General features: G+C 69.6%; 1 protein-coding gene. It reads right to left on the reverse strand.

Going from position 1 to position 12,902, the window contains the following annotated elements; genetic code table 11:
• Positions 1-38: 38 nt before the first annotated feature.
• Positions 39-12,806, reverse strand: coding sequence for a filamentous haemagglutinin family protein (locus CLU95_RS03275; RefSeq protein WP_180288521.1), 12,768 nt, complete (start codon positions 12,804-12,806; stop codon positions 39-41).
• Positions 12,807-12,902 lie beyond the last annotated feature (96 nt).

A 12,902-nucleotide genomic window follows, 5' to 3' on the forward strand; every position in this document is an offset into this window, starting at 1 on the left:
GATGGGAGAGAAACATGGACTGAAAAGATGACCGAGGCTCAGCGGTTCTGCTGCAAACGCCGTCGCTCGTCGTCGCTCAGGCGTGCGACCTGGCCGGGGTCGAAACTTCCCCCCAGACCGACGAGCTGCACGGGGTGCGAAGGGTCGTACTTCGGCTTGACCTCCGACTGCAACGCCGGGCGTGACGATGTGGAGGCATCTGCACCATTGCCGCGTGCCGGTGCGGCTTCGTTGCCGAAGCCCAGCACGCGCACGGTGAACACCGATGGCAGGTTTTGCCGCGTCGCCTGGCGCTCCCGCTGCACCGCGTCCTGCGCCGCCGCAGCGGCCTGTGAGGCCGCCGCACTGGCATTTGTCAGCGCGCCGACGTTCACCGACGCGACCACCGGAAGCCCCGCCGACGCGCCCTTCACCTGCACGTTGGCCGCATTCACCACCTGCAGCGCCGCGAGATTCACGTTGCCGGACACGCGGATGCCCGCCTCGCCCGCATCGATGGTGCCCAGCGGCGCGATCAGGTCGACGTCGCCTGGCGGCACCTCGGGAATCGGGTCGAGCGTCGCGATGCCCGCACCCGAGCTCGGAATGTTGGGCGCCAGCTTCACGTTGCCCAGCGCGTCGTACTCGCGCCGAGGTGGCGTGTAGACGAGCGTGGTCTTCGAGCCCCGGCCGGCGTTGATGTCGCCCTCGGCCGACCAGCCGAGGATCGCGCCGCCGAAGGTGGTCATGATGCGCGACAGGCCCAGCAGGATGCTGCCCTTGCTGTAGATCTGGATGTCGCCTTCGCCCTGCGTGAGCAGGCCGGCCGGCGGGATGTCGTCGCGCGACGCCGGGGTGACGCCCTCCACGCCCAACACCGTCTTGCCCCCTGGCGTGAGCAGCTGGATCGCGCCGCCTGTCACCGTGCGGATGCCCGCGTTGTTCCTCAGGCCCTGGAACAGGGTGAGGTCGCCGCCGCGCGCCATCGCATGGCCCTGCGCGTCTTGGGTGGGAAAGAGCGCGTCGATGGCTTCACGCCCGCGCAGGTAGCTGCCGTAGCGCCTGCTGCTGGCGTCGTTGTACTCGCGGCCACCGGCCGTGAGTTCGGCATAAAAGACCTGGCGCACGAAGATGCGTTGCTGCTCGGGTGCCAGCGCCGAAAAATACACCAGCGCCTGATCGGCCGTGCCCTGGAAGCCGTAGCGATCGCCGAGCCAGCGCGCGAGTTCGGCCCCATAGGTCTTCACCACCTTGCCAGGCTGATCGGCCAGCGCGCCGGTCGCGTCGATGCGGCTGGCGGGGTTCAAGTACCGCTTGGCGAAGCCGGCAAAGTCACTGGTGCCCTCGCCCGGCGCCCCCTGGCCGAGACCAGACTGCACCACGATGTCCGCACCCTTTCGCGTGTCGGCCGCCGAGACCGGGCCAAGGCTGGTCATGCTGAACTGGTTGCCCAGGTAGATGCTGCCGCTGGCACTCACCTCCAGCGTGCCCGGCCCGAGGAGCGAGAGGCCGACGCCCTCGCTCGAGAAGAAGATGTTGCCGCCGGCGGCAAGCATCGACACATCGTTCGCGTTGCCGTGCGCGATCATCAGGCCGCTGCTGATGATGTCGCCGCCGGCCATCATGCGCAGCGGCTTGGAGGTCCGGTAGTAGATGCCACGGGTGCCCTCATCAAGGCTGCCGAGCTCGACCGCCTCCCCGACCCGCACGCTTTGGATGTCGCCGCGCAAGGCATAGATGTGCGTCGCCGTGCCCTGACCGGCCATGCTGTCGTCGGTCAGCGTGTTGGCGGCGAACATGAAGGGGGTGCCGCCCACCCCCCCGAACTGGCCGGTGTCCGGGATATACCCCATGGCGTAGATCACGGTCTGGTCCACCGGGTTGCTCGAGGTGAGCCCTCCGCGCCAGTAGTTCGAGCCCAGGATGTCGTCGGTGCTGAAGGAATCGGTCTTGGCGACGCGCCAGGCCGCGTTCAACGGCGTGGCCAGGGCGAGCGCCGAGGTGCCCAACAGGCCGATGGAGCCGCTTCCGATATTCAGATTGTTGGCAGATACACCCGAAACCCGATTTCCGGCCAGCAGTTCGAGCTGCCCCGTCGGCGATGGCATCAGGTAAGCGGCACCGTTGAGTGCAGCGAAATAGATGCTGCCGCTGGGTGCCACCGCACGCAGCTTGGACGGCCATACGTTGGTGCTCGTCTGGCCGACGCCGTCGCTGCCCATGGGCGAGAGGTTCCCCCCCGCGGCAAACAGTCCGATGGCGGTGTTGTCGCTCCACAGCGTGAACCAGCTCGCGGCATTGCCTTCCTGGCCGTCGGGCATGCGGGCGCGTGTCTCCACGCGCTCCCCGACACGCCCAGGATCGATGACCTGGCTGAGCACCAGACTGCCCAGCGCCTCCACCTGCACCTGGCCGTCGCCCGGCACGAAGCTCGCGCCGGCGCGGCCGGTGCCCGAGTAAGCGGTGTACGCGTCGGGTTCACGCGGATCGTTGAGGGCCACGCCATAGTTACCCAATCGGACGGAGCCCACGCTGGCAGCGCGCACTGTCGTGTCGCCGCGCAGGTTCGCGTACTGCCCGCCATAGAGGGTGCCGTTCGCACTCAGCGAGAGCGTTCCCCCGCCGGTCTGCACCACCGCACCATCGATCACGCGGCCGCTGCCACCCACAGCCACCACGATCCTCTGCTGCGAGTAGCCGTTGATGCCGTCGGCGCCGATGTCGCCACCGGCACGCACGGTGACGTTGCCGCCACCCAGCGCGCCCAGCCCCGAGTAGGCCGCCAGCCCGAGCTTCGAGTAGCCGTCGTATTTGCTCACACCGTCCAGCACGTAGCTGCCGAACTGGATGCCCCAGCCCGTGGCCTGCCCCAGCGCCGCGCCGCCTTGGCGCAGGAACCAGTTGCCCACAAACTCGGAATTGAGTTCCTCGCGGCCGCGGATGTCGCCGCCGGCTGCGAGGGTGAAGTCGCCGCCATCGGTCACGTACCACATGCGCTGCCGGCCGATGGTCGCAAGGTAGCCGTCGCGATCGCCCAGGCCGCTGCCCAGCGTGGTGCCATCGGGTTGCAGCGCACGCGGTGTGTTCCAGATCGAATCCGCCCCCGTGCCGGACACCGGCGTGCCCGCGGTGTAGACGCCGAACGGGCTTTGCTGCACGTAGTTTCCCGCCGCGTAGAGCTCGAGATCGCCGGTGCCGGTGCGCACCACACTGACCCCCTCCGAGGGCGCGCCCAGACCCTTGCCCTCGAGGTTGATGTTGAACGGGTCGTTCAGCGTGATGCCGCCGGCCCTGGTCCCGTGCACCGCGCGCGAATCGGCGCTCGTCAGATCGGCCCCTCCCACGAGCCGCATCGACCACGAGCGGCTGCCCGGCTCGAGCATGGCCGATATCGGCCAGATGGCGCGCCGGCCTGTCATCACCGAGGCGCTGCTGACATAGGTGCCGACCGGCAGCGTGTTGCCGGCGGCGATGACCATCGGCTGCGAGAGCGTGTAGCCGTTCAGCACGCCCAGATCCAACCCTGCGCGCCAGGTCATGGCCTTCGCCTGGAAGCTGTTCACGATGGCGTTCATCCCGGCCTTGAACGTGGTGCCGGCGGGTAAATACGCCGTACCCAACATGTCGACGATCGTCGACATGTGGGTGCCCGCAGGAATCGACTTGCCGTTTGGCAACACGATGCTGGCTGTCGTGACGGCATCGGGCACGAAATCCCAGACCCAGACTTCGGTTTTCAACACCACGTCGACCGGCAGCCGCACCCGATCCGACAACAGGACCGGGGTTCCGTCAGGAAGCGAAAGATCGAAATCGAGCGCGCCTTCGCCCGGCAATTTCGTGCCGGTGCCGAGCGTGACGCCGCCCTGCGGCACCTTGTAGTCGGTGTCCAGCGTGACCGTCGAGAGCAGCGCCGTGTAGATCGGGCTGTCGGGTGTGTTCGGCGGCGGCGCGAAGCCGTCGTTGATGCTGCCGTTGATGCGCAGTTCGCCGCCGGCGCGCAGCGTGAGCACGCCGGGCTCGCCCGCACCGCGCCGGCTCGCGCTGGCGTCGGGTCCGTAGCGGTAGCCGGACAGGTCGAGGTCGCCCTCGGTGTTGAGATCGCCGCTGCTGCGGATTTCCACGCCCGGGCGCAGGTGGAAGGCGTCGCCGTAGGCCTTGAGCCCGGCCAGGCGGTCCTGCAGGTCGGTATTGCGCCAGGCCGCGTCGATGAACGCGCGGCTGCGCCCGTCGATCTGGTCGAGGCCGGCCACACCGTCCGCGCTCACCGGGCGGCCGTCGGCATCGCCGTTGTCCTGCCTGAGCGTGCGCTTGGCATCGGTGGGGCTGTAGGTCCAGAAGGCATTGACCGCCACGCTCTGCGCGCCGCGGATCGTGAGCAGACCGCCCGCCTCCAGCCGCACATCGCCGCTGGTCTCGCCGGTGCGCGGGGCGTTGATGCTCAACTGGCCACGCGACACCCCGTCGGCAGCACGCAGGTCGAGCGTTGCACCGCTCGCCAGCCGCACCGTGCCCTGGCTCGATGTCAGCGACACCCTGGCCCGGTTGGCGGCGTCGATCGCGACGCCGCGGCTGTCGGCGACGAGCGTGTTGCCGTGCGCATCGAGCACAGCCGACGCGGCCAGCGCGAGTTCGTCGCGGGCCGACAGCGAAATGCTGCCGACGGTGGGGCCCGATGCGTCGAGCCTGCCGTCGATGTGCAGGCTGCCGCCGTCCAGCGCGATGCCGATCTCGTGCGCGCGCACGCCATCGCCCACGCGCAGGTTGCCGGTCTTGATCGTGAAGTCGCGCGCGCCGAAGAATCCAGCGGCATTGAGCTGGCGGTTGAGCTGCGCGAAGCCGTCGTCGCCGATCTGCGCCAGCGTCAGCGCGAAGCGGCCGTCCTGGAAGCCCGCGCCGCCCCCTGCGCCCTGCAACGCACCCGCCAGGTCCACCGCGCCGGCCGCAGCGCTCGCCGACAGCGAGCCGGCGTTCTGGTGCGTGGCGGACACGTTGATGCGCGAACCAGCCGACTGGGCGATGTTGCCGCCGCTGCTTTCCAACCGGAGGTCACCGCCCCAGCTGTACTTGGTCACGTCGAAGAAAGAGACGGTGCGGCCTGCGAGGTCGATGTGCGCGTCGTTGCCCAGCGTGATGTCGCCATCGGCGCGCACGCCGAGCTTGCCGCTGGGCAGCGCCACCGCGGTGTCGAGTTGCACCGTGCGCGCATCGAGCGTGATCGCTGCGCCCAGGGTGTCGATGGCCGACGTGTCGGGCCGCACGGCGCCGGCCGGGGCCGTGACCTGCATCCGCCCGCCCGCCACGTACTTCATGCGGGACCCCGCATCGCCCGTCAGCAGCGGCGTGCTGATGAACAGGTCGCCGCCCCGGCGCGTGCCGTCGGCCGCCTGGGTGCCGCCCACGGTGAGCGTGCCGAGGTTGTTGGCGGTCACGCGGCTGGCCGCACGCACCGTGACACCGGCAAAGCCCAGTGCCAATCGGTCGAGCGCCGCCTCGTTCTGCGGCCTGCTGAACGCGCCGTAGCCGAACTGGACCGTATCGGCATCGATCAGCAGTTGCCCGTGCCCGGTGCCGGGCCCGCCCGGTTGCACCGCCGCGGGCGCCGCACTGCCGTAGAAGTTGAGGCCATTGATCGGGTCAGAGCCGGCCAAAGCAGAGATGCCGCTCCAGACGAAGTTGCCGGTCGCGATGCGCGCGCGGTCGTCCGCACCGCCCCAACCATAGAAGGCCGGCGTGTTGAAGACCATCTGTACCGGCGAATTGCCCGTATCGAGCGTGACCGTGCCGAAGAAATTGAAGGCACTGCCGGCTGTGAGGCTCAGCCGTTCGAGCGCCGGCACGCCGGCACTCGGCAACGGTCTGAGCAGCCGGTCGAGCAAGGACTGGGTCAGGCGCCAGCCCTGCGGCTGCACGCCGCTGGCTTCGGCCGCGGCCAGGCTTTCGGTGGTGCCCACGCTGATCTGGTCCTGCGACACCGTGAGGTAGCGCGCGCCCAGGTTCACGTTGCCGATTTCGAGTGCCCCGGGGGCGACGAAGGCAATCGTGCCCTCGGTGAGCAACGTGGCGCCATCGCCGACCGCGATGCGGCCGTCACCACTCACAGGCAGGAAGTCGAACCAGCCGTTGCCCACTGCCAGCACCGCCGGCGTACCGTTGCCGGCGTTGTCCTTCAGCGCATTGCTGTAGACGTAGCCCCACGATGAATCGACCGAACGGCCACCGACGCCTCGCGTGTCAACGGTCGCGCCGCCCTCCACTGTCACCGTGTCGCCCACGAGGAACACCTGGCCGGCCTTGAGCACCGCGCCAGCGCGCAGCGCAACGCTGGTGCGACCCCGGTCCCGCCCGAAGTAAAGGCGCGCGCTGTCGCCGTCGCTGCCAGACCCGTCGAAGTAGCTCAGCGTGCCGCCGATCGTCAGCACGGGCGCGGCAAAGGCGTTGATCGCGCCGTCGGCCAGCGACACCTTGGTGAGGTCGCCCGCCGGGCCGGCCACGCTTTGCGGCCGGATCTCGACAGACTTGTCAAATTCGGCCGTGGCGACAACCATCTGGCCGTCGATGCCGACGGCACCGCCGCGGGTCACGCCGCCGAAGCGCACCGTGCCCGCAAAACTCAGCGGCTCCTGTACCTTGTCGCTCGTGAAGAACCGCAGGTTGAGTATCTTGCCGTCCTCCGGCAGGCGGGAACGCACCGCACCGAACGTCCGGGCCTGCGCAAGCACGAACTCGCTGAAGCTGGTCTCGTTGTACTGCGATTGGCTGCGCACCGCCTGCCCCGGCGTCAGGATGACCTGCGTGGGCACGGCATTGTGCTGGCCGGTGCCGGCCACGGACTGCGTGGCGGTGGTGAGCCACGACACGCCGCTGGCGATGGTCCCGCCGCCCGGGTTCGTGAGGCTGCGCAGCGGCGCCTGGGCACCGAGTTCGACCCGGTAGCCCCCTGGCATCAAGGCGAAGCTCGCGGGCAGCAAGGTGTAGCGCCCTTCGGGCAGTCCGGGCACGCCCGCACCGATCTCGATCTGCGCGCCGACGGCCGGGTCGCCCGCGCCGTTGTCGGCGATGACCGGCGCATAGCCCGACGCGTAGCCCGGCAGGATGGCGTAGACACCGTTGCCGGGCCGGCTGGCGCCACGCAACGCCGGATTGGCATTGGCCAGCGGAGTGCTCAGCACATTGACCGAACCGCCTCGGCCCGAGAGGAACCCCTCGCCGTGCAGGAGTCCACCACCCGACAGGTCGAGCACTGCGCCGCGTTCGCCGATCACCTGCGCCCCACCGATGCTGATGCCGCTGGCCAGAACGCCTGTGTCGGACTGCGCGTAGGGGTTGGAGTTGTCGATGACGCCGCGGTAGACGAAGGTATCGGCCAGGTAGTCCTGCGTGACGCGACGGCCTTCGCGCGGCTTCACTGCGCCGCTGTAGGCCACGTTGTCGACCGTACCGCCGTAGGGCATCTCCAGCCCCGCAGCACTCACCGAGGTCAGGCTGCCGCCGCGAAGCACCACCACCGGGTCAGTCTGCGTGACGAACAGCGTGGCCCCATAGGTGCCGAACGAAACGACCGAGCGCCAGTCGGTCCCCAGATTGCCTCCCGTCGTGTTGAGCGAAACGGTGCCCAGCGGTGCGCGCACCACCCCCCCCTGGTCCACGGTGCCGCCCAGCAGCACGAGACTGCCGAAAACCGAGTACGGCATGTCGGGCACCGTGCCAGTGCTGGAGCGGATCGACAGCAGGCTGTCGGGCGCGATGCCCTGCAGGCGGTTGCCCGCCACGAGGGCGCCATTGCTCCCCGACATCGGGTACACCTGCGCCGCGCGCACGTCCACGTTGCCGCTCGTGTTGAGACCGCCGGCCAGGCGCAGGTCGCCGCTGCTGTGCAGCGCGATGTCCGCGAAACCGTCCAGCGTGACCGTGCCGACATCCACGGAAGTGTTGCTGTCGTAGTAGCCGGTGCCCAGCGTGGAACTGATACCGGACAACACGAGGCCGCGGACGTCGATCAGGTCGGCCGACAGCGTCAGCGCGCTGTGACCGGCGGGGGCCGCGCCGGCGCCGACGGTCAGGACGAAACCGGGCGCGAACAGGGGAGGAGCGTTGGGCGGCAGCGAAATCCGCGATCGGCCGTCCAGGCGGATGTAGGGCGCGGCGAAGCGCACCTTTGCATCGGGCGTCTCCTGCGCCACCGTCAGCGCGCCCCGCTGCAGGTTCAGGCTGCGGCCGAGCGAGAGGTCGATGTCGCCGTCAAACAGCAGGCGATCGGGTGCGGATAACGTCAGCGCATCGAAGCCGCCGGCAACCACCTGGTCGACGCCGAGCGCGGCCTGACCGAAAACCAGGCCCGCGTTGGCTTCGCCCGGTGCGAGCGCGCCCGGCAGACCGCTCGGGCTCGCCGTCTGCGCCAGGCGGACCGTGTACAGCTGATTCTTCGAAGGGTCGACCGACTGGACGATCGGGTCGTAATAGCGGTCGTGCAGATAAAGGCCGAGCGCGCCGCCGGACGCGTTGGTGCCACCCGCTTTGGCGCGCAGCGTGCCTTCGAGCACGATGCCGCTGTACGAACGCAGCGCGATGCTGCCGCCCGCGCCGGCCAGCGTCACGGTGCGCGACGCGGCGCTGGCGGCGGTGCCCGCGGCGGCGTCCACCTCGGCCGATGCGCCCGATGCGTCGAGCACAGCGCCCGGACGCACCAGCACGTAGGCGTCGCTGGGCCCGATGCGGATGGTGCCACCGTCGGGCGCCACGCCGTAGGCACGGCCGTGCGTGTCGTAGGCCACGTGGGCGCGGCCCGCGACATCGATCACCGCATCGTTGCCGATCCACACCGACATCCCGTCGCTGGCGAAAATCCCGAACGGGTCGGGCAGATCGCTGGCGAGGCTGACCGCGCCGCCCCAGGCATTGAGTCGTCCTTCGAGCGTCAGTTGTCCGTCGGCCTGCAGCGAGATCGACTGACCCGGGTCGACCGACACCACCGCGCCGCGCCCCACGCCCAAGGGCGAACGGTCCCGCAGGGCAGGCACGCCGGACGTGAGCGTGAGGCTCGCCCCCTTGCGCTGCAAGAGCGTGGCCGCGACCGGATCTTCCGTGTAGACCGGCGGCGTCCAGAGCGCGAGTGCGGCATCGGGCGCAGCGCCGGTTCGCACCGCATAGCCGTGGCCGGGATCGATACGCAGCACCGGCATCGCCACCTCGAGTGCGGTGCCGTCGGCCACGGCAACGCCGTCGCGCCCCTGCACCGCGTAGCGCGAAAAGCCGCGCTGGAAGAGGTTGGTGCGCAGCGTGGTGACGGGCACCACCCCGATCTCCTGCAATGCGGTGCTGCCGGCGATGACGCGTGCACCCGCCGGCACGACCAGGTCGGTGTCGACGACCGTGCCCGCCGCATGGCGCAGGGTGACTGTCGTGATGGGGATGCCGTCAGGGAAGACTTCCGCCGGGACTGTGTAGCCGACCGGGAAGGCACCAACCATATAGCTCAGCACCGCGCCCTTCGGCACGGTGCTGCCGGCGTAGTACCCCGTGCCGTTGGCCGTCTGCGCATAGAAGCCGTCGGGCAACGTCCAGTTCTCGGCGACCGTGAGCTTCTTGCCGCTCAGGTTCGGAGCGATCGACTGGGTCAGCGTCTGCCCCGGCATGAGTGCGCGCACCGTGACCTCGAAATCGACCGGCACCGTGGCGCCGGCCTGCAGCCGGTAGTCCTTTGCAAGCTGCAGATCGAATGCAGCGGCCGCGCCGACCCGCAGCGTGCCGTCCGCCCCCTGCAGGCCGTTGCCGATGCCCACCGCGACGCCGGACCCCACGGTCAGTGTGCCGCCGCCGTTCACCCCCCAGCCGCGCACCTCACCGTCCATGCGCAGCGCCCCGCCGCGTGGCACGTCCAGCCCGCCATCGAGGATCGGATCGCCCGTGACCGGTACGTAGCCGGCAGACAGCGTCACGTCGCCGCCGCGGCCGCCCTTGAGCGAGCCGTTGCCCATCAGCGCAGCGCCCGAAGACACGTCGATCGACGTGCCGGCCGCAAGCGTCACCGCACCCGAGTTGCGAATGTCTACCTTGCCGCCGTCCACGAATGGCAGGCCGTTGCCGCTGCCGGGGTCGCGCAGCAGGTTGGTCCACAGGCCGCGCGCATCGAGCGTCGCGCCGTGGGCGATGACGACGCCGGTGGGCGTCTTCTGGTCGACCCTCAGCAGGTTTTCGTAGGGCACTTTGGGTACGCCGAGGAACCCCACCGCGTTACCGAGGACGATGCGCCCGCTGCGCGCGGTGAGGTCGGCATTGACCTCGATCTGCGGCGCATGCAATTGAATGCGACCGCCGGGCTGGACCGTGAGCGCACCGTCCACCGCGAGATGGTCTCCCGCCGCCGCGATGATCGAGCCTAGGCCGAAGCCGTTCAGGCGGTCGCTGTCGATGAACAGCGCATCCCTGTGCGCCTGTGAGAGTGCCGTGTCGGGTTCCGGCGCCGCGTCGGGTTCCGGCGCCGCGTCGGGCGCCAGGGGGCCGGCGCCGAACACGATACGGTCGAAGGTCGGGGCCAGGTTCAGGGCAGCGCCGAGCGGACCGGCCTTCGGGTCGTTGTTGTATGCGCTCGTGTAGCTGCCCAGCACGAGCTGTGCGGCCCGTGCCGCTGCGTCTTGCGACTGGCGATAGCCGTCGAGTGCATCGTTGGCCCTCTTCGTCTGCCTCGGCCCCTGGAACACCTCCGACGCGATGTCGCCTGCCAGTACGGCGGCGCCGGTCGCCACCACGAGCCGGCCCGCGTCGCGGCCGATGGTGTAGCCGTTCTCCAGTCGTTTGTCGGGCCCGATCAGCGGCGTCATAAAGAAGCCGGTGGTCTTGTCGCCCCAGCGCTTGTGTGTGTCTTCGAAGCCCTTGTAGAGCCCCGTGTAGACGATGTCGCCCGGCGCGCTCGACACCTCGTACAGCCGCCCTTCGGGGCCCTTGAGCCAGCTCTGGCGGATGCGCCCGGTCTGCACGTCGAACGTGCCGCCCGAGAGGTTGATGCTGGCGCCCGCCTGCATCACCACCTCGGCGCCCGTGAAGCTGACGATGCCGCCCTGCGCAGCCCATTCGCCGACCGTGTGGCCCTGCAGGCCGAGGTAGCCGCCCACCTCCAGCAGGCCGCCTGCGGTGTACCAGCGCTCCTTGTCGTAGCCGCCCGTACCTGCGGCCACTTGCACCAGCTTGCGCCGGTCGATCCACACGCTGGCGTTGTTGAGCCGCGAGGTGTCGCGGTTGAGCGGCGCATCGCGCTGCTCGTTGCCCTGGATGTTGATCTGGACGTTGTTGGAGGCCATGGCCACCTGCACGCCGACCGCGCCGGACACGTCGAGCGTGGCGCCCCGGGAGACGGTGCTGCGGCCAGTGACGCTGCCCGCGCTGACAGCCAGCTGGCCGCCCGTGGCCAGCGTGGTCGATCCGCCCTCGAACAGCACACCGCCGCCCGAGACGATCTCGATGCGTGAGAGGTCGCGGCGATCGTCCTGGCGCGACAGGCTGTCGAACACGCCGAGCGCTGCGCCGCGACGCGCGATGTCCATGCGGGCCGACTCGTCGATCAGCGCATCACGCTGGCTGTCGAGCGCGGTGCGGCCATTCTGCTCGTCGAGCACGATGGCGTTGAGCGCGCGCGCCGTGGTGGTCACACTCGACGTCGCATCCGAAGCGGAGGTCAGCAGGTGGATCGTGCCGCGCGTGTCCACGCTGGTGCTGGCTAGCGCCACGCCGTCCTGCACCACCTTGCGCCCGGTCAGCGTGATGTCGCCCTCGGGTGCTTGCAGCAAGCCGGTGTTGACGACGCGGCCTGCGGCGCTGTCGGTGTTGAAGCCCGGCGCAACCTCGTTGCCGCGCGTGGTGGCGTGCTGGTTGGCGGCGGTGCCCTGCCCCGGCCGGACGATGAAGAAATCGCCCGCCGCCAGTTGAACCTGCCCACGCGGCGTGGTCACGGTTCCCGCGTTGCCGACTTCCTTGCCCATCAGCAAGACATAGCCGCCGCCCTGCTTGACGGTGCCTGGGGCACGGGTCGCGAGCTGCGCGCCCGCCTCTACCGTGACCGCACCCGCGGCATCGGTGAAGCTCGGCGTGTAGGCCCCGTTGGTTTGCGCGCTGTAGATGCCACTCACCTTGAACTGGTCGTCGCCGATGCGCGCGGCTGCTGCCACGAGGTTGCGCGTGTCGGTCTGGCTGCTGCCGCTGAAGACGATGCCGTTGCGGTTGGCGATGAGCACCGTGCCGTCGGCTTTGATCCTCCCTTTGACCTGGCTCGGCCGTGCCTGCGGGTCGTTCACGCGATTGAGCACCGCCCAGTCGGCCTGCTGCTGGAACTCGACCGTCGTCTTCTTGCCGACGTTGAACGTCTCCCAATTGAGGATGGCCTTGTCGGCGGTCTGCGCGATCCTCACAGTCGTGGCACCACCGGCCGTACTCTGCTCGGGCGCCCGGGCGTTCAACCAGCCGGCCGTCAGGCTCTGGGTGTCGACCTTCAAGCCGCCCTCGGCAATGCCATCGGGCACGTCGGTGCCTGCGTTCTGCGCGGCTTGCCGGGCGGCGGCCTGCGCCGCCTGTTGCGCGGCAATGGCCTGCGCCGCAAGACTCAGGTTGCCGAGTGAGCGCTGCAGCTGTTCGTTCGCTTTTTGCTGCTGCGCCTGAGGATTCATCAGCAGCGACGCGGGCGTGCCGTTGGGCAGGTAGCCCGTGAGCGTTGCCGATCCTTGCGCCACGTTCTTCTGCGCCATCCACGCCGAGCTGAAGGCCCGCTGGGCTTGCGCCGTGCCGAGAACGGTGCCCGTCGCCAGCACGAGGGCGATGGCGCGTGCGAGCGGCACCATGCGAAGGTGCCGTCCGTCCTGCGCCCGGTGTCGTGGTCGTGTTGCTGCGTCCTGCTGCCCGCACGTGTTCATCTGAGGTTCCCGCCGATGGTTGAG

The organism is Variovorax sp. 54, from assembly GCF_002754375.1.
Classification (GTDB): Bacteria; Pseudomonadota; Gammaproteobacteria; order Burkholderiales; family Burkholderiaceae_C; genus Variovorax.